This is a genomic window from Sphingobacterium corticis (assembly GCF_042684745.1).
GTDB lineage: Bacteria > Bacteroidota > Bacteroidia > Sphingobacteriales > Sphingobacteriaceae > Sphingobacterium > Sphingobacterium corticis.
This window is the reverse complement of sequence record NZ_JBHUMA010000006.1, coordinates 783,304-802,796: the sequence shown is the minus strand read 5'-3', so window position 1 is coordinate 802,796 and position 19,493 is coordinate 783,304. Positions and strand designations below refer to the sequence as shown.

Annotated in this window: 18 protein-coding genes; 8 read left to right on the top strand and 10 right to left on the bottom strand. The window is 40.0% G+C overall.

Annotation, left to right across the window (positions count from 1 at the left end; all coding sequences use genetic code 11):
* Positions 1-33 precede the first annotated feature (33 nt).
* Positions 34-1,713 (top strand): RluA family pseudouridine synthase, encoded by a 1,680-nt coding sequence (locus ACFSQ3_RS09430; RefSeq protein WP_380869294.1) that lies wholly within the window; start codon positions 34-36, stop codon positions 1,711-1,713.
* A gap of 374 nt (positions 1,714-2,087) precedes the next feature.
* Here ACFSQ3_RS09430 and uxaC read toward each other — a convergent pair whose 3' ends face one another.
* From uxaC to ACFSQ3_RS09410, 4 genes are all read right to left on the bottom strand, one after another.
* Positions 2,088-3,491 (bottom strand): glucuronate isomerase, encoded by a 1,404-nt coding sequence (gene uxaC, locus ACFSQ3_RS09425; RefSeq protein ID WP_380869293.1) that lies wholly within the window; start codon positions 3,489-3,491, stop codon positions 2,088-2,090.
* Between the two features lie 308 nt (positions 3,492-3,799).
* Positions 3,800-5,803: a M13 family metallopeptidase gene (locus tag ACFSQ3_RS09420; RefSeq protein WP_380869292.1), complete on the bottom strand. Its 2,004-nt coding sequence runs from the start codon at positions 5,801-5,803 to the stop codon at positions 3,800-3,802.
* A gap of 60 nt (positions 5,804-5,863) precedes the next feature.
* The gene (locus ACFSQ3_RS09415; RefSeq protein ID WP_380869291.1) at positions 5,864-6,655 is read right to left on the bottom strand and encodes a S1/P1 nuclease; all 792 of its coding nucleotides are present in this window, start codon (positions 6,653-6,655) and stop codon (positions 5,864-5,866) included.
* Positions 6,656-6,686: 31 nt separating this feature from the next.
* Positions 6,687-7,148 carry a DUF4268 domain-containing protein gene (locus ACFSQ3_RS09410; RefSeq protein ID WP_380869290.1) on the bottom strand — a complete coding sequence of 154 codons (462 nt, stop codon included), beginning with the start codon at positions 7,146-7,148 and terminating at the stop codon, positions 6,687-6,689.
* Between the two features lie 88 nt (positions 7,149-7,236).
* Here ACFSQ3_RS09410 and ACFSQ3_RS09405 point away from each other — a divergent pair, with 88 nt between their 5' ends.
* Both ACFSQ3_RS09405 and purL read left to right on the top strand, forming a co-directional pair.
* Complete coding sequence (locus tag ACFSQ3_RS09405; protein ID WP_380869289.1) at positions 7,237-7,773, top strand: lipocalin family protein; 537 nt, start codon at positions 7,237-7,239, stop codon at positions 7,771-7,773.
* Between the two features lie 118 nt (positions 7,774-7,891).
* Positions 7,892-11,569 (top strand): phosphoribosylformylglycinamidine synthase, encoded by a 3,678-nt coding sequence (gene purL, locus ACFSQ3_RS09400; RefSeq protein WP_380869288.1) that lies wholly within the window; start codon positions 7,892-7,894, stop codon positions 11,567-11,569.
* Positions 11,570-11,656: 87 nt separating this feature from the next.
* Here purL and ACFSQ3_RS09395 read toward each other — a convergent pair whose 3' ends face one another.
* Both ACFSQ3_RS09395 and ACFSQ3_RS09390 read right to left on the bottom strand, forming a co-directional pair.
* Positions 11,657-13,351 carry a hypothetical protein gene (locus tag ACFSQ3_RS09395; RefSeq protein ID WP_380869287.1) on the bottom strand — a complete coding sequence of 565 codons (1,695 nt, stop codon included), beginning with the start codon at positions 13,349-13,351 and terminating at the stop codon, positions 11,657-11,659.
* A 32-nt stretch (positions 13,352-13,383) separates the two neighbouring features.
* Positions 13,384-13,533, bottom strand: coding sequence for a hypothetical protein (locus ACFSQ3_RS09390; RefSeq protein WP_380869286.1), 150 nt, complete (start codon positions 13,531-13,533; stop codon positions 13,384-13,386).
* 286 nt (positions 13,534-13,819) lie between these two features.
* Between ACFSQ3_RS09390 and ACFSQ3_RS09385 the strand changes: the two genes are divergently transcribed.
* The 4 genes from ACFSQ3_RS09385 (at position 13,820) to ACFSQ3_RS09370 (ending at position 16,625) form a co-directional block, all read left to right on the top strand.
* A complete protein-coding gene (locus ACFSQ3_RS09385) occupies positions 13,820-14,662 on the top strand; it encodes an ABC transporter ATP-binding protein (RefSeq protein WP_380869285.1) in 843 nt (280 codons plus the stop codon).
* Position 14,663: 1 nt separating this feature from the next.
* Positions 14,664-15,467, top strand: a complete 804-nt coding sequence (locus ACFSQ3_RS09380) for a hypothetical protein (RefSeq protein WP_380869284.1) — start codon at positions 14,664-14,666, stop codon at positions 15,465-15,467.
* A 1-nt stretch (position 15,468) separates the two neighbouring features.
* On the top strand, positions 15,469-15,831 hold the full coding sequence (locus ACFSQ3_RS09375) for a GntR family transcriptional regulator (RefSeq protein WP_380869283.1): 363 nt from the start codon (positions 15,469-15,471) through the stop codon (positions 15,829-15,831).
* An 83-nt stretch (positions 15,832-15,914) separates the two neighbouring features.
* Positions 15,915-16,625: a hypothetical protein gene (locus tag ACFSQ3_RS09370; protein WP_380869282.1), complete on the top strand. Its 711-nt coding sequence runs from the start codon at positions 15,915-15,917 to the stop codon at positions 16,623-16,625.
* Positions 16,626-16,764: 139 nt separating this feature from the next.
* On the opposite strand, the gene ACFSQ3_RS09365 is transcribed toward ACFSQ3_RS09370, so the two are convergent.
* The gene (locus ACFSQ3_RS09365) at positions 16,765-17,169 is read right to left on the bottom strand and encodes a YkvA family protein (protein WP_380869281.1); all 405 of its coding nucleotides are present in this window, start codon (positions 17,167-17,169) and stop codon (positions 16,765-16,767) included.
* A 104-nt stretch (positions 17,170-17,273) separates the two neighbouring features.
* Between ACFSQ3_RS09365 and ACFSQ3_RS09360 the strand changes: the two genes are divergently transcribed.
* The gene (locus tag ACFSQ3_RS09360) at positions 17,274-17,828 is read left to right on the top strand and encodes an NADPH-dependent FMN reductase (RefSeq protein ID WP_380869280.1); all 555 of its coding nucleotides are present in this window, start codon (positions 17,274-17,276) and stop codon (positions 17,826-17,828) included.
* Positions 17,829-17,874: 46 nt separating this feature from the next.
* Here the strand turns inward: ACFSQ3_RS09360 and ACFSQ3_RS09355 are convergent, their stop codons facing one another.
* From ACFSQ3_RS09355 to idi, 3 genes are all read right to left on the bottom strand, one after another.
* Positions 17,875-18,384, bottom strand: a complete 510-nt coding sequence (locus ACFSQ3_RS09355; protein WP_380869279.1) for a GNAT family N-acetyltransferase — start codon at positions 18,382-18,384, stop codon at positions 17,875-17,877.
* A 130-nt stretch (positions 18,385-18,514) separates the two neighbouring features.
* Positions 18,515-18,865 carry a hypothetical protein gene (locus ACFSQ3_RS09350; protein ID WP_380869278.1) on the bottom strand — a complete coding sequence of 117 codons (351 nt, stop codon included), beginning with the start codon at positions 18,863-18,865 and terminating at the stop codon, positions 18,515-18,517.
* Positions 18,866-18,939: 74 nt separating this feature from the next.
* Complete coding sequence (idi, locus tag ACFSQ3_RS09345) at positions 18,940-19,488, bottom strand: isopentenyl-diphosphate Delta-isomerase (protein ID WP_380869277.1); 549 nt, start codon at positions 19,486-19,488, stop codon at positions 18,940-18,942.
* Positions 19,489-19,493 lie beyond the last annotated feature (5 nt).

The window sequence follows — 19,493 nt, the reverse complement described above, 5'->3', positions numbered from 1 at the left end:
CAAATGTTATTTCCCTAATTTTGCACTCTTATTATGTTCGAAACACTGCCTTTTTTTCACCCGCTAAGCGTCGAATCGGTGTCGTTACCCAAACAGTTCACGTTTCCATTTTTCTATGAGCCTCACCCGTTGAGCTTGCTTGCAGCCGATCAAGTGAAAATGTATTTGCGTACGCAACAGGATTTTAAACATCCTTTCTGGTCGGATGAGCAGTTAAATGAATCGCCGATCGGAAAGATGTTTGGGGTAATGGTCGTGAAAGATTCGAATGGAAACCTCGGCTTTTTGGCGGCAGTTTCCGGAAAGTTGGCGAATACTAACAAACACGCATATTTTGTTCCTCCGATTTACGATATATTGGATGAAGAAGGTTTTTTTCGTGCGGAAGAACATCATATTAATCGCATCAATCGAGATATAGAGCACATACAAAACGGCGAAGCTTTTGCCGAGGCGAAAACCAAGTTGGAAGAGGTTAAATCCGCTAACGAATCTGCACTCAAAGCTGCCCGGGAACTGCATAAGGCTAACAAAAAAGAACGTAAACAAATACGTAGCACGTTGGATACCGTTTTGCCAGATGTGGAAACGCAAGCCATACTGGAAGATTTGATTAAGCAGAGCTATCGTGATCAACATGAATACGATGTGCTGAAATTGGAAACCAGGACGGAGCTAAATAAGGCGCAGTCGGATGTTGATCAATACATTGAAAAGATTGAACGACTAAAAGAAGAACGCAAACGGCGTTCTGCCGCGTTGCAGAAAAAAATCTTTGATCAATATCAGTTTTTAAACGCACACGGCGAAACCAAGGATGTGCTTAGCATTTTTCAGGAAACGGCGGGAATCATTCCTCCAGCTGGTGCGGGTGAATGCGCCGCACCAAAATTATTTCAGTATGCTTACTTAAATCAATTAACACCCATCTGTATGGCGGAGTTTTGGTGGGGAACCTCTTCGGCTTCGGAGGTAAGATTGCACGAACATTATTATCCATCTTGTCGAGGAAAATGCGAGCCTATCCTCGGATTCATGATGCAAGGTTTAGATGTTGAAAGCAATCCGTTGCTACAAGCTACACACACACCTAAAGGTTTAGATATCGTATTTGAAGACAATGATATATTGGTTGTTAACAAACCGTCCGAACTGCTTTCTGTACCCGGAAAGCAGATCAGCGATTCTGTATTCGAGCGCGCGATGGAACTTCGTCCGGACATGACCGGACCGATCATTATTCATCGTTTGGATATGTCTACTTCTGGCATTTTGGTTTTAGCGAAAAACAAAGAAGCGCATCAATTTATTCAAGATCAGTTTATTCAGCATACCATAGTAAAACGATACACCGCATTGTTAAACGGTTTGATTTCGGAAGACGAAGGCTTAATCGATTTACCTTTACGCGTAGATCTGGATGATCGGCCGCGACAAATGGTTTGTTACACCTATGGTAAGCCAGCACGAACTCAATTCAGGGTAATTGAACGAAAAAATGACAGAACGAAAATACATTTCTTTCCATTGACTGGAAGAACGCACCAGCTGCGTGTACATTCGGCGCACAGTCTCGGTTTACATACACCCATTGTCGGTGATGACATTTACGGCACAAGAGAAAATCGCTTACATTTACATGCCGGATTTATTCGTTTCATTCATCCTACATCGGGTAAAGAAATTTCTTTCGAAGTGGCCGATCCGTTTTAGGGAGTGAATACGTGAAGTTGTTAATTTGTGACGCTATTTACTTCTTTGATGTGAGATGGTTACACCACTCATGCCTCGAATTCGCATGGATACTATTACCGTAAAAGAAATTATTCCATATTGTCCAAAAAAATAGCAGCCCGAAGGCTGCTACCCAACACAAACTAAGCGAAAACGCTTACAACAAAAACTAAAATTGAATCCGCGTAAGCGGATAATTCTTTATATAGCGACAACCTATCTAATTAGGGGACTCATCATCTATTGGTTAGTCAAATATACTATTTTAATAATCAATTCAAAATAATAATATCATTTTGTCAAAAATAAACGCTATTTAATAATAAATATTCATAAATTTTGATGTTTAAACATTATTTAAACTTAAAGTAATCTTTGGCATTATGGTAGCAGATGTCTGAAATAACCTTACCAATCCAGTCTAATTTGTTAGGTAGTTCGCCCTGCTCTATATCTTCCCCAAATAGATCGCACAACAGACGGCGAAAATATTCGTGTCTTGGAAATGACAGAAAGCTTCGCGAATCTGTCAGCATACCTACAAAACGACTTAATAAGCCCATATTCGACAAGGTATTGATCTGCTTGGTCATGCCGTCTTTCTGATCTAAAAACCACCATGCTGATCCAAATTGCACTTTCCCAGCAATGGTTCCATCATTAAAATTACCAACCATTGTGGCAATCATTTCGTTGTCGGCAGGATTCAAGTTGTAGATAATGGTTTTCGTCAATTGATCTCCAGCGTCCAATCGATTTAAAAACTTAGATAATGCTTTGGCTTGTGAAAAATCGCCTATGGAATCAAAGCCTGCATCTGCACCGCTAATTCCCAACATCCGTGAATTATTATTTCGCAATGCACCCAAATGATATTGTTGCACCCAGCCTTTTTCGTGATCCCACTGTGCAAAGCAAACTAGCATAGCAGATTTGAATTGGTGGTTTTCCCGAACTGAGATATCCTGTTGCCCGCGAATCTTCAGAAAGATATCGGCAATTTCTTGTTCGGTGTAATCTTCCGCGTAAATACGTTCCAAACCGTGATCAGAAACCGAACATCCATTCTCCGCAAAGAAATCATGCCTTGCCTTTAGTGCCTGTAAATAGTTTGAAAAATTATCAATCTCCAATTTTGTAACCTGTGCCAACGTATCTACATATTGGTTGAAAGATTCAATATCATCCACTTGCATCGCTTTGTCCGGCCGAAAAGCAGGATACATTTTAAATGTGCTTTCTTCCTTCGAAAACGTTTGGTGATATTCCAAGGAATCGATCGGGTCGTCAGTGGTGCAGATGACTTCCACACGCATTTTTTCCAACAAAGCACGAACGTTATATTCTGGCAAACGAAGCTTTGCGGAAGCTTCTTCGTAAATCTTTTCAGCGGTAGCTGGCGAAAGAATTTCGTGAATATCGAAGTAACGTTGCAGCTCCAGATGTGTCCAATGGTATAAAGGATTCCTCATCGTATAAGGAACCGTTTCAGCCCATTTCAAAAACTTTTCTTTATCGGACGCGTTGCCTGTGATGTAATGTTCTGAAATGCCATTTGCACGCATGGCGCGCCATTTATAATGATCGCCGTTCAGCCAAACTTGCGTAATGTTATCAAATTGCAGGTTTTCTGCAACCTGCTGAGGAATTAGATGATTGTGATAATCAATAATCGGCAACGATTTCGCGTAATTATGATACAACGTTTCTGCCGTTTTGGTTTTCAAAAGAAAATTATCATCTAAAAAATTCTTCATAGCAATAGTCGAAAATTATAAAAAAGCCAAAATAGATTTTAATGTAGTATTCTTCAGCTATCAGCTATTCGCCGAACATCGGAAATATAATATGCGCATGTTTCTACTTAATGTGCTTTCGGTTTATATAACAGCGTCCGAGTTGAACATATCATCTTAATCGATCGCTATAACGACTGCAAGATAAAATATTCGCACACGAAAAAATGGAGAATACGTTACAATTTTTACGCAAACGTTATCGCGCACAGCCAAAAAAAGCCGCAACATTGAATGCTGCGGCTTTCGTAAAATATTGGTTTTCCTTACTACCAGATTACGATACGATTCTCTTTAGGAACGTACATTTTATCACCTTCTTTCGTTTCAAACGCTTTGTGGAAAGCATCCAAATTGATAATCGGTGCAAACGCACGGTATTGTGCTGGAGAATGAGGATCCGTTTTCACTTGATTCACAACAAACTCATCGGTTGTTTTGGTGCGCCAAATAGTCGCCCAAGAAAGGAAGAAGCGTTGATCTTGTGTGTAACCGTCAATCAACCCAGGATTTCCTTTATCTTTCAAATACATCTGTAAAGCGTCGAAAGCGACCGAAGAACCACCTAAATCACCGATGTTTTCACCTAACGTGAAACGACCATTTACGAAAACACCTGGTACCGGTTCGTAGGATTCAAACTGTGCTACCAATGCATCTGCTGCTTTCTCAAACGCTTTACGATCTTCGTCTGTCCACCAGTTGTTCAAGTTTCCATCGCCATCATACTGCGAACCAGAATCATCGAATCCATGCGATAATTCGTGACCGATCACAGCACCAATACCACCGAAGTTTACAGCAGCGTCCGCTTTATAATCGTAAAACGGCGCTTGCAAAATCGCTGCCGGGAATACAATCTCATTGTTCAATGGGCTGTAATAAGCATTAACCGTTTGTGGCGACATACCCCACTCCTCTTTATCTACCGGTTTACCTTGTTTTGCCAAGTTCTCTTCGAATCTCCAACGTTTGATGGCATTGATGTTTTCGAACAAAGATGTACCTACATTTAGTTTCGAATAATCTTTCCATTTGTCCGGATAGCCGATCTTCACGGTAAATTTCGAAAGCTTTTCTAAAGCTTTCTCTTTCGTCGCGGGCGACATCCAAGCTAGATTTTGAATATGCACTTCGAACGATTTACGCACGTAGCTTACCAATTCTTCGCAAGTTTCTTTGGCTTCTTGTGGGAAATAAGCTTCCACATATAATTTTCCCAGAAGCTCGCCTACATTGCCGTTTACGAATTCTAAACCGCGTTTATCCAATGCGCGTTGCTCCTTTTGTCCGCGCAATTTTTTACCATAAAACTCAAAAGAAAGGTCTTCCAAATCTTTAGTTAAATAACCCGTAGCACCATCCATAACATGGAAACTCAAATAATCTTTGATAATTGGCAAGTTCTTCGCATTTAAGATTTCGTCCAATCCTTCATAATATTTTAGTTCACCAATAATAACCGTATCCGCTTTGAATCCCATTTTATTTAGGTAATCGGCCACGTCCATGTTTTTTACCAGTTTACCTAAATCTTTTACAGCAACCGGATTGTAGCGTTTGTTCGCATCACGAGATTCTTCAACCGTTTTTAGTTTTGCCGCAATGGATTTCTCAAACGCCAAAATACCGGGACCTTTAAGATCGCGTGTTTTTTGTCCGAAAGCTGGATATAACGTATTAATGAACTTAACGTAATCACCTAGAGTTTCTGTGTTTTTAGCATCTTCCTTTTGGTAATAAGTACGACCCAAACCTAAACCACCACCACCTAAATAAACGGTGTTGATTTTAGAGTTTTTCATGTGTGTACCCACATAGCCACCGAAAAATGGATTTCCACCTACAGGACCGTATTTTAGGAAATAAGCATATAAATCTTTCAGGTTTTTAACTGCTGCGATATCTGCCAATTGTTGTTTAACCGGCTCAATACCATGCTTATTACGAGCGTCTAAATCAACATAAGATCGATATAAATCAGCAATCTTTTGTCCGTCCGTACCTTTAGCAAAATCTTTATCTAAAGCTTGTTGCAACAATTTCTGTGTATTGTTATCGGTGTTTTCACGCAGCTCGTCGAAGCTTCCCCAACGTGCTTTATCAGAAGGAATTTCCACCGTTTTCATCCAATTTCCGTTAACAAATTGGTAGAAATCATCTTGCGCTCTTACGCTTTTATCCATGTGAGAAAGATTAATGGCTTGATTTTCTTGCGCCTGAGTTGTTGCTGCCGCGAGCATCACACTGGCAAGAATGATTGTTTTCTTCATATTTATTTGTGTTTATTTGTTGTCTTCCCTTGCGTTTCTATTTATTGATGATCAATTACTTTAGCCGTAAATTTCATTCAGTTCTTTAGCCAAACGAATGCCCGCTTTTAGCAAACACATTTCCATTGGATATTTGAACTTATAAATATAGGTATAACTTAGATTGTTGTCTTTGGCAACGTCCGCGTATATTTCATTGGCCAACTGATGCGATTCGTATAGCCAATCTTCCATGGTAGACTGACTATATTTTTCATAATTTCCTTTTTCAAAATCCAATACGCGCGCGTATTCGGTATAGCTGTATTTTTCGTTATCAATCAAATCGCTGTCCCAAACACGGTGAATATTACCTTTACGGCCGAAAAAAGTCACATCGATTTTGTTTCCGCCCAAATCTTCGGCACGGCTCACATGCATCGGTTGATGTGCGTCGGCCAGCAGGTGCACAATAAAATAGAATTGTTGTTGTCTCTGCTCCAAAGTACCTTTCCGCTGTTTCGCTTCATCGCGAAGCGCAGCGTACGCTTTGTACAAATTGTTTTCCGGTGATTGCTTCAATTCTTCAACAAAATCCGTGTAAGATAGATTTCCCGTGGTATTCACGAAGTGCCAAGAACCGGTTTTCTGTAGTTCAGGGTCGGTATCCGATTTAATAAAGTCAGCCCAATTCGACCAATATGCGATCTTTTGATTACCAATTAATTGCTGGATATTCTTTTTCGCCTTTTTCGTCAGATGCGCTTCGGCAATTTCCGAAATCACACGATGGCCAGTCATTCCCCATCCAAAAACGGTCTGCGCAGTTCCCATGAAAACCAGTAAAAAAAGCCCTTTAACGAAGTTGTTCATATTGTGTTTTTTGTGTTGTTGTTTTCTCATTCTAAATAAAGACTTCAAAAGCGTATTTCGCCGATGACCAAAATTCATCCAACGCTATCATTCTCGGTTTGAAAAATGAAATGAGCTTCGGCCAATCGTCTTTTCGCATAATACTTACATCGGTCAATACGCACTTAATTTCTGCCGATTCTTTACCATAAGCATCCGTAGAAACAGGCAACCATTCCCACGATTCGCCCAAAGCTTCTTGAAGCATATTTTTATACTGCACGAATTGATCAAAAATTAGCGCACGTATTCCTGCGTCTGGATGGTCGATTTCAATCGCGATCTGCGCAGATTGGTTATCTGCTTCCATGCGGAAATAAATATGTTTGATTCCAGTTTTATAATTGACCCAACTTTGTCGCTCCGCATCCGCAAATGGTACAACGCGCATATATTGCCCGTATGCTGTCCAAAAAGCTTGCTTCGTTTTCTTAACCTCGTCCCTCGCGTACAATACGTTTCTATTTAAATGGTATGTAAAATTATCAATTCTGCCTAAACTTTTGGAACCTCAAGCTGTTTTTAGAAAAAATTGTTACACGATGGATAAGAAACAATCCCTTTTAGCTTTAAGCGCAATTGCTATCGGTACTGCAGCTTATAATATACTTAAACCCGTAAAATCCAATGTCGCGGTTGTAGATGATTTGGACTTAGATCGGTATATGGGTGTATGGCATGAGGTGGCCCGTTTAGATTTCTTTTGGGAAAAAGATTTGACGGATGTTACGGCAACGTACACCAAGCTTTCGAATGGCAAGATTCAAGTGATCAATCGGGGATTCGACCAGAAATCGAAAAAATGGAAGCAACGAATTGGAAAAGCTAAGCCTCTAGGAGATCCGAAAGATGGAGCCTTAAAAGTTTCCTTTTTTGGCCCTATCTATGCAGGCTACAATATCGTTCATATCGATGAAGATTATAAATACGCATTGATATTCGGCAGCAATACCGATTACATGTGGATTTTGTCACGAGACGTAGACGTTCCAGAAAATATTAAACAAAAATATGTGCAATACGCTTCGCGCTCCGGCTATGCTACCCAAAAACTGGTTTGGACGAAGCATGAACAATAACAACATCGAGTGTTAATAATTGTATTAATTACCAACACCATTATTTCTGTGCGTATTTTACCGTAAAAAAGGTTAATTTTGTGTTTGATTTTGAAGAATTTCTTACGCAGTATTTCTAATGATCCAATTCTTTCGTAACCCACATGGCACTGTCTACAGTGTACATACAGAAAAAGCTTTTGACGCTGAAACGATTAAAAAACTCAACTGGCTTTTTGGAAACGCAACCCTTTTAGCGGAAACAACAATCGATAACACTTTCGTCGGACCACGTGCAGCCATGCTAACTCCTTGGAGTACTAATGCTGTGGAGATTACCCAAAATATGGGAATCGAAGGCATTATTCGTATCGAGGAATTCAATCCGGTGGCTGAAGATTTTGTCGATTTTGATCCCATGATTTCGCAGAAATACGAAGCCTTGAATCAAGATATATACACGATCAACATTGATCCGGAACCTATTTTGGATATTGAGGATGTTGCAGCGTATAACCTGTCCGAAGGACTATCATTGAATGCTGAGGAAGTTGTTTATTTGGAACAACTGTCGGAGAAATTAGGCCGTAAATTGACGGATGCGGAAGTTTTCGCTTTCTCACAAGCCAATTCCGAGCACTGTCGCCACAAAATTTTCAACGGAACATTTATTATCGACGAAGAAGAGAAACCAACTTCTCTTTTCAAGTTGATCAAGAAAACATCAGAAACGAATCCAAATAGCATTGTTTCTGCGTATAAAGATAATGTGGCTTTTGTCAAAGGTCCACAGGTTGTTCAATTCGCTCCTAAATCTGCAGATAAGCCTGATTTCTACGAAGAAAAAACATTTGATTCCGTTTTATCGGTAAAAGCAGAAACACACAACTTCCCAACTACGGTGGAACCGTTTTCTGGTGCAGCTACCGGTTCGGGAGGTGAAATCCGCGATCGTCTAGCTGGTGGCCAAGGATCTATTCCTTTAGCGGGTACAGCGATTTACATGACCGCTTATTCGCGTTTGTTGGCTGATCGCCCGTGGGAACAAGCGGTTCCTGCTCGTCAGTGGTTATATCAAAGTCCAGTCGACATCTTGATCAAAGCTTCAAACGGAGCTTCTGATTTTGGAAATAAATTCGGACAGCCATTAATTACCGGTTCGGTATTAACTTTTGAGCACGAAGAAGCTGGACGCACATTGGGTTACGACAAAGTAATCATGCAAGCGGGTGGTATTGGATATGGTAAATTAGAACAAGCGAAAAAACATACACCAAAAACAGGCGATAAAATTGTCATTTTAGGTGGTGAAAATTACCGCATTGGAATGGGTGGCGCGGCAGTTTCGTCGGCGGATACGGGTGCTTTTGGATCGGGTATTGAATTGAATGCTATCCAACGTTCCAACCCGGAAATGCAAAAGCGTGCAGCCAATGCCATTCGAGCGATGGTGGAAGCGGATCAAAACCCGATCGTTTCTATTCACGATCACGGCGCTGGTGGTCACCTAAACTGTTTATCGGAATTGGTAGAGGAAACTGGTGGTTTGATCGATTTGGATAAGTTACCGGTTGGTGATCCTACCCTTTCGGCCAAAGAAATTATCGGAAACGAATCACAAGAACGTATGGGATTGGTGATCGGTGAGCAAGATGTCGATGCACTAAAAACCATTGCAGATCGCGAACGCTCACCGATGTATACGGTCGGTGATGTGACGGGCGATCATCGTTTCACTTTTGCTTCGCAAACTACTGGAGCAAAGCCGATGGATTATGCGCTTTCTGATTTCTTTGGTTCATCGCCAAAAACCATCATGCGCGATCAAAAGGTGGAAAGAAATTATTCGGATTTAGCCTACAGCGCGGATCAGATCCCTACATATTTGGAGCAAGTACTGCAATTGGAGGCTGTTGCTTCGAAAGATTGGTTAACGAACAAAGTAGATCGTTGTGTGGGTGGACGAGTTGCCAAGCAACAATGTGCAGGTCCATTGCAATTGCCATTGAACAATGTTGGTGTGATGGCGCTTGATTTCAAAGGCAAAGAAGGTATTGCAACGACGGTTGGTCACTCTCCTGTAGCGGCGATTGTTGATCCAGCGGCTGCAAGTCGCACCGCGATTGCGGAAGCATTGTCGAACATCGTTTTTGCACCGATCAAAGAAGGCTTGAAAGGCGTTTCCTTATCGGCAAACTGGATGTGGGCTTGTAATAATGAAGGTGAAGATGCCAGATTATATGAAGCGGTAGAAGCTTGTTCTGCATTCGCTATCGAATTAGGAATCAATATTCCTACCGGAAAAGATTCGCTATCCATGAAACAGAAATATCCAAACGGTGAAGCGGTAATTGCTCCCGGAACGGTAATTATTTCTGCTGCTGGACACTGCGATAACATCAATAAGGTGATTGAACCCGTATTGAAAGCTGACGCTGGATCGATTTACTACATTTCATTATCGAAGGATGCATTCAAATTGGGCGGTTCATCTTTCGCTCAAATTCAAAATAAAGTTGGCCAAGCTGTTCCCGATATTACGGATGCAGCTTATTTCAAGAGAGCGTTCAATACCATTCAGGAAGCAATCGGTCAAGATTTAATTGCTGCTGGACACGATATCGGTTCGGGCGGTTTAATCACGACATTGCTGGAATTGTCGTTTGCGCAGGTTAATTTGGGTGCAAACTACGATTTGAGTGGTTTAGGAGAAGACGATAGCGTTAAAGCATTATTCAACGAGAATATTGCGGTCGTTCTACAAGCGAATGACGATTCGACATTCGAAAAAGCATTTGCAGCGGCTGGCATTCAGGCGGTAAAAATTGGTACCGCGAAGGCGGGTGATCAAATCACCATTAAAAACAATGCGGAAGGTTTCGATTTTAGTGTATCTGCATTGCGAGATGTTTGGTTCAAAACCTCTTTCCTATTAGATCAAAAGCAATCGAAAAACGGTACCGCTGAAGCGCGTTACGAAAATTACAAACAACAGCCTTTGAACTTCGTATTGCCAGCCCATTTCGATGGTTTACTTCCAAAGATTGATGCTTCAGCTCCGAAGCCGAAGGCGGCAATTATTCGCGAAAAAGGCTCGAACTCCGAGCGCGAAATGGCGCATGCGATGTATTTGGCTGGATTTGATGTGAAAGATGTGCACATGACCGATTTAATCTCCGGTCGCGAAACTTTGGAAGATATCCAATTTATCGGAGCGGTTGGTGGATTTTCGAATTCGGATGTTTTAGGATCGGCAAAAGGTTGGGCTGGTGCCTTCCTTTACAACGAAAAGGCGAAAAAAGCATTAGATAATTTCTTTGCTCGTCCGGATACTTTATCAGTAGGTATTTGTAATGGATGTCAGTTGTTTATGGAGTTGGAATTAATCAACCCTTCACATGCTGAGCACGGCAAGATGCATCATAATACTTCCGGAAAACACGAATCTAACTTCGTTTCTGTACAAGTTGGCGAGAATAAATCGGTAATGCTATCCAGCTTAGCAGGAAGCACTTTAGGAGTTTGGATTTCTCATGGTGAAGGAAAATTCAACTTAACGGCATCGGAAGATCAATATCAAATTGTTGCGAAATATGCTTACGAAGCGTATCCACACAATCCAAACGGATCCGATTACAACACAGCGATGCTATGTGACGAAACGGGCCGCCATTTAGTAACCATGCCACACATTGAGCGTTCTATTTTCCAATGGAACTGGGCAAATTATCCGACAGGTCGCCAAGATGAAGTTTCCCCTTGGTTGGAGGCATTTGTGAATGCTAAGAAATGGATCGACGCACAGAATAACGGGTAAGGATATTAAATGATTAAAGCCAAACAGCTCCGAAGTCTTTCTTCGGAGCTGTTTGGCTTTATATGGAAATATTACTCCTTCCCAAAACTAAGATCTTACGCACCTATAAGCCCTCCGTGAAGTTCTTGCAATATTATCTACGTTAGAATAACTCCCAAAATTAAGTTGACCGCTGGATGAGTAGGTTACAGTAGACCTAAATATTGACCCCGTTGTGCCACTTGTATTTTCAACAGTCCAAAAAGTACTCTGTGCACTTCCTTGGGAAGCTAAAAGGTGTCCTTGGTGATTAAAAGATCCTCCACTATAAATACCTAAATAATTCAAAATTAAAACGTTATCCGGATATGCTGGGTTGGGCTGCGTTCCAGAGTCTTGATTCCATTGAGAATATGGTTTTATACCGTCGGGAGCAGAAACTACAGCCTGCAACGCTGGAGAACCTAAATTCGATCGCTGGCTTTTTGATGGAGTAATCCAAAGTTCTTCAGGGTACACCTGTCGACACGGGCTAGATCCGTTTGAACTTCCACCTGGAGTGGGTGCTCCTTTGACCCAATATTCGCTATCCAAGGATGCGATAGCATAGTTATTATTTGGGCGAAAACGATAACGGTCGATTTGCGCTGTTGAGTAGTCGTATATAAGGTTTGTTCGAGCCCAACGCACCCCCCCAACGATCACTGGCTGTTCTATTAATCGCGCCGTCAATAAATAACGAAATCCCCTTGTTGGTGTCATCGCGCCGGATATAGGAACTAAAGAGTTCGGGGAAAAACGTCTTATCGTATTATCATCTAAGAATATGTTGAGTTGGTTCAATCTAACCCTAATGTTTCCAGTGGCAATGGAGTTATTACGAACGGTATAGAAAATGGCTTTTTTTACCGCGTCTCCAGTTTGGACATTGCTTACGGTCATTTGTTGACCCGTAACTGGTGTGGCATCAACTAAATTATTAAATCCTCCAGTTCTTACATTGAAATCGCCGGTTTGTATAGCGTTTACAAACGTCCCTCCCTCCAAAGAGCCGACAGTCAAACTAGTATTATTCTCTATACGACCAAATATACCTCTTACATTGACATCGACCTCTATTCTCGCTGTCATTCTTCTAAAGGTTATATTCAATGTATTTTGCCCAACAGCTGGTGTGAATTTTCCAGCTGCATACAGAACGTCTTGGTTAGATAAAACAGCTGAAGAAATAATACCAGAAGCATCTATATTTGGTACGTTTGTCGTATTGATCGAAACAGCATACCAATCGTAGGTTTGTCCCAAATTTACTTGAAAGGATGTAGCAATACCGGCAGTGCCCACCTGATTTACGGCATTTTGAGTAGTTCCTTCGGGGTACATGAGTATGCGATATTGTATCCCATCGGTCATTCTTGCTAATTTTTTCTCATGTTTTATACTCGCTTTTTTGCTCGTCTCCGCTTCTGTCGAAATATCCAATAATCCCTCCGTTCTTGAAACCGATCTTGGGGCTTGTAAATCACTTAAAACGTCAAATTCTGCCAAACTCGTAATATTGTATTCTGCAGCGATATCTTCAGATCGATTCTTGGCCGTTAGACTCGCTTTAGCAAATTTTGCAATTTTATTTTCGACCTCAGATTCTTCCAGTTCAAAAACACCTTCATCATCAATACCTGAAACATTAATTTGAATTTTGGTATCTCCTTCGGAAACAATTGGATTTTCTACCTGATTAGAGCAGGAAGCAATAAAATTTGAAAGACAAAAAAGTGTAACGCAAGAGCATATAAATCTCATAATTATATCTTTAATAGGAATTAAAAATTAGTTTATATATCGTAATCACCGGATTCTAAACCGCCTACAGTCCAGTCGTTTACATCTGGAGAATAGTCATTACTTGAGGAGCCCACGGTTACAGCTGCAGTAGATGCATTCGCAAATCCTTCTTCCAGAATAATTTGATGAACCTCTATCAAGGGAGCTTTATAAATTGGTGTTAAATTATTGATTGATTTTGACATCTCTGAAGTTAAAATGATTTCTACAAAAATTGCATTTCATACGTGTTTGTCAAAATTCTTAATACAATCTTGTAAAGAATTAGCTACACAGATAATTTATATGCAGAATTTTCCCTCGCTTTCTAAAATACTCGAAATGTTGATTATCCCTTTTTAAAATAATTTCAAAAATCTTTGGATATATCTAACTTTAAACTACATTTGTAGTGTACTAGTTTTCTAATACACTAAAACTAATTTTATGATTGACTTAAAAAATGTATCCTATCATTATCGTAAAGGTGTTCCGATTTTGGAGAACATCACGGCTGATCTAAAACCTGGCCATATTTACGGATTACTTGGTCTAAACGGAGTTGGAAAAACGACGCTTTTAAAAAATATCGGTGGCTTGCTATTTCCTAAATCTGGAAATATAAGAGTTTCCGAATTTAATCCTGAGAAAAGGGAAATTGGCTTTCTGACGGATATCTATTTTGTTACCGATCACGCTGAATTACCGGACTGGAAGATCCGTCAATTCCAAGAAGTTTACGGAGCATTGTATCCGAAATTTGATGCAACCTACTTTTATAGTGTTTTAGAAACTTTCCAGATCGATATCACGAAGAACATAAAAAATTTATCATTCGGGCAGGTTAAGAAAGTGAATATCGCCTTTGCGCTGGCAACGAATGTCAATGTGATCTTGATGGACGAACCGACCAATGGATTGGATATTCCATCGAAAACACAGTTCCGCAAAATTATATCTCGTTACGTGACTGATGAAAGATTGTTGATTATTTCTACGCACCAAATCCGCGATATCCATAACCTGATCGATCACCTGTTGGTACTTAACCATAGCCGATTGATTTTGGATCACAGCATTAATACGTTGCAAGATCACTTTTATATTTCTAAGCAAACTAGCGATGCAGCCAATGCTATATATAGCGAGCAAGGAATTCACGGTACGCTGAGTTTGTTGCCGAACACAGGAAAGGAAGAAAGTCAATTTGATATTGAATTTTTCTTCAATGCGCTATCCGCCGATCCAAGTTTAGTGAATCATCTGAAAACTGCCAAAACCAACGCGTAATATGAAAAACATTAATATCCAAAGACTAAAAATTGCGATTACCGAATATGGCTTAATCAACAAAAATAAGTTAATTAGCATTCCGGTAGTGGTATTGGGTTTATATCTGCTAACCATGTTCTGGTATGGCACTCCCTTGTTTAATCAACTATTTCACCTTTATCCTTACCCTAATTTGTTTCTCGAGTCTCTTTCAAGATACAACGGTACGGACGTTGCGACATTAGCACTGTTTACTCTACCATTGTATATTATCATGTGCACAACATCATACTTGAAACGAACTACCAAATCTGTATTTGGAACAATGAGTCCGATAACGCGTGGGGAACGAATCATCACACTTTGGATCGGAAATCTGGCAATTATCGTACTAATTTTACTTTCCTTCTTTTTTGCAAATTGGAGTTTTGTTTCGGTGATGAAGTCAATTTATTTAGCAGATGCAATTGCCTACAAAGAAAGTGTTGGAGAATTGTATTATAACTTTAGTGACAAGAGCTATTTCGTGACTTTCGGTGCTCAAATTTATAAGGTTTCCATCCTGCTTTCTCTCGTTTTCGCATGCTTATATCAGTTATCGGCTACCTTCTTCCGTAAGTACAGTATTCCTTTATTTATTTTGATGATAATAGGTTTCGGATTTTTATTTTTTCAGTTACTCACCAGTCTATATAAAGAAACGATTTATATCTATAATGGATCGGATTTTAATAGCATGGCGTTTGGTATAGTTTTCACTTTGCTATTTATAGGTTTTGTCGTGACAACCTATTTTAAACTACGCGAAAAGGAGGTTCATTAATATGGAATTTTCAAACGAAAAACCAATTTATCTACAAATTGTAGAATTTGCGATGAATCGTATCATCCTGTCAGAATGGAAAAATGAGCAAAAGATTCCTTCCGTACGCGACCTAGCTGTCAGTTTGGAAGTTAATGCTAATACGGTAATGCGCGCTTACGATCATTTGCAACAGCAAGAAATCATCTTCAATAAACGAGGATTGGGATTCTTCGTTCATCAAGATGCGCGTACAACCATTCTGAAAGCGAAAAAAATCCAATTTCTTGAGGAAGAATTACCGCTCATGTTTCGCACGCTGGATCTGTTAGATATTAGCATAGACGAAGTAAATACATATTATAATAACCAACAAAAAAGCTAAAAATGAAAATTTCAAATATCGTATTTGCGAGCTCACTCGCGCTTATAGTGTTAGTTGGGTGCTTTCCGCAATTGACAGGTTTAATGAAACTCAACGCAGAACGTAAACCGATCGATCCGCTTTCCAAATTTTGGTATAAACATTCAGATCAAGAGGAATCTATAGATATCGCGGAACAATTTAGCCACGTTAAAGTCGAAGCTAAAGAAACGCGAATCCATGTTTCCTTGATTGATAGCGAATCTGGATCGACAAGCATCTCTCCAATCATAAGAAATAGTGTAAAGCACAATGTCCATAACGATACATTATTCCTCAAGTTACTCGATAAAAAGGCAAATTACCTCGGCTTAAATATCGCAAAGCCTTTGCAGAGTTTAACCATTTTGAATGCGGAAGGAAGTGCCACTTTCGAGCCACAGCTAGTCGAAAACATGAAACTGAACATTGGCGGACAAAGTGAATTTTCGCTGAATATGCCTCATCGTGCTGATAACGATACGTTGCTCACGTTAATTCCAAATCTAGCGATATCGGTTTCTGATAAATCCAAATTGTATCTTAGTCAATATTACATCGGAAAATTGGATGTAAATCTTCAAAATGGACTACTGCGATATGCACCAAATTTGAAAGTCGACACTATGAATGTACAATTGGTTGGAAAAAGTGCCCTTTCTTCCACAGAACCGGGTAATATTAATCAAGTCAATGTGCTAAATGTTGCTGGAAAGAGCGACTTTTTCCGACGAGATATGATTGGCCAGGATGTTAAAATAAATATGATCCAATAATGCCAGTTATGATAACATTAATCTTAAAACTTGTGCAATATATTATGGTTGTATTGTCCAATTGGATTGGATAGCGAAAGCAACCAATCGCAAAAACGCCGCTTCGAAGAATTCGAAGCGGCGTTTTGTTTATTTTAAATTATCGAGACGATGGAACTGGCAATTTACTTTCCACCTCTTGTTTTACATGGTTTCGGTAGCGGTCAATTTCTTTTTGCAGTTTCGTAAGCGCATACGTAACAATCGTTACATCGTCCAACCAACCTAAAACCGGCACAATATCAGGCACAGCATCCAATGGCGAAATAACATAAACAATAGTTCCCACGATAATAGACAAGTTCCATTTGTTCATGGTAAACCGACCTTTTACCGTATCGTTTGCCATGCTAATTAACAATTTAAAATTGTCAGCATGCGCTTTTAAATTTGCTGACAAACTGTCTGCTTTTTGTAAATCCTTGTTGCTCAAACGGTAGGATTTGTAAACTTTATATAGCGCTAAAGCTTTCACTATATAGCGTGGCTTCATTAATTTCAACATATCTCAATCACTTTTTCATCCTAAAATAGTCAACAACTATGCCCAAACGAAAACTAAACTAAACTTTCATTTGTTGATTTCATACAAACTATTAAAGGAACATTATGGCAATTAAAAACATTGGTGTGGTCGTTGGATCACTTCGCAAAGGTTCATTCAATAAAGCAATTGGAAATTATCTAAAGGAAAATGCGCCGGAAGGCATTTCATTGGAAATAGTCGAGATAGGGCATCTGACTTTATATAATCAGGATTATGATGAAGGTCAAGAACCGGAAGAATACAAACCATTTCGCGAGCAAATCAAATCGTACGATGGCATTATTTTCATAACTCCAGAATATAACCGATCGATTCCTGGCGTATTAAAAAATGCGCTGGATGTCGCTTCGCGACCGTATGGACACAGTGCTTGGGATGAGAAACCTGCCTTGGTTATCTCATCATCGATCAGCAATCAAAGCGGATTTGGTGCGAATCATCATTTGCGACAAATCTTGGCCTATTTGAACATGCCGACCTTAGCGCAACCTGAAGCTTACATCGCAAATGTGCAAGAAATATTCGATGAGGATGGTACATTGAAAAAAGAAGACAGCGGAAAATTCTTAAAGCAAGTTTTGGATGCTTATTTAGCATTTGCTGCTAAGCATGCCTAATTTCAAAAAATAAGTTGCAAAGAAAGCATTTATAAATCTTATTTATTTATAAATGCTTTCCTAAAATAATCAGGCTTCGCTTAACGCCATCTAAAACGGCAATTTCGGGAAGATTTGCCCATTCTGCAAAACCAAACTTTTCAAAGAGCGCTAAACTCGGTTCATTATGAGCAAAGATGTACGCAAGTAATGTTTTTATTCCAAAATTTGGCGCTTTATCCATGCTATAACGCAAAATATCTTTTCCGTAACCTTTTCCGCGTTGACTTTTATGTAGGTAAATGCTAATTTCTACCGTCCCATCGTACGCTGGCCGACCGTAAAATGACTGAAAACTCACCCAGCCAATCGTAGCTTGGTCTTCTCCACGCTCCACCATCCAAAGTGGACGTTTCTCCGCGCTGTGCACATTGAACCATGCGCGCTTACTTTCAACACTCACCGGTTCGGTATCGGCAGTTACTAATCGCGATGCAACGGTAGAATTGTAAATATCGACAATGGTTTCTAAATCTGCTATTGTACTATCTCTGAAGATTAGGCTTTGTTTATCCATTTCTTGCTGTTCATGTTCTAGGTTTTCAATCTACCTCGATCGGATTCGATAATGGATAAAATGAAAATTTCCACAAATGTAGCGCTAAAAGCACATTTGCGGAAATTTCAAAGCGAGTTTGCGTTGGTTACTATTTATTCTCCATTTGACTTTGAATGGACATCATGCCATCGCGATCCACCGACGTTACACCGGGTACTTTTTCGAAATATTTCATCGCTTCTTCCAATGGTTTATCGTCTGGAATGCTGATTGCTATTCCGCTAAGCGCATCGTACAAGTAAACGACTTCCGCGCCGTACGTTTGCACCGCTTCCAACAATTGCTCATTTCCGGTGTCTTTATCGTAATAGATTACCAAATTACGGCTGGCATCTAATCCAGGCTTTTCCTGTGCCGCATCGTTTTTCATTTTCTTGCTTCCGCAAGCTGCTGTAGACAATAGTGCCGTAGCTAAAAGTATGGTCGAAATAATTCTCATGTTTAATCTGAAGTAAGATAATTTATGTATGATAAACATTCAACTAAACGGTTTAGTTTGACTATCTATAACAGTTATTGCGATGTATTTTCTAATGAAATAGTTAAATCCTTGATCTTCATAAGTAAATCTTCCAAAACCGATTTAAACCAATAGGTGAATTCTTGCGGTTTCTCAGCAACTTCCCGTAGCAAGTCATCCACAGAAATCCACTTAAATGCACTCACTTCGTCGGGATTTGGATTTGGTAATTGATTCGTGGAACCAAAAAAAACGTGATCATATTCGTGCTCAATCAAATTATTTTCCACCTCAGCATGATACACGAATTCGTGAACATGCTGCAAACCGCACACTAAACCCATTTCAAATTGTAATCTTTCTTGCGCAGCAGATTTCAGCTCCTCGCCCATTTGTGGATGCGAACAGCAAGCATTCGTCCACAATCCACCGCCATGATACTTATGCGACGCGCGTTGATGAATCAGCATTTTTCCTTGGGAATTGAAGATAAATACTGAAAATGCCCGGTGCAGTTCGCCGCGTTGGTGCGCCAAAAGCTTATCCATCTCGCCCAATTGCTGATCATACTGATCTACTAAAACCACCTTGTTTCTTTCCATATTTC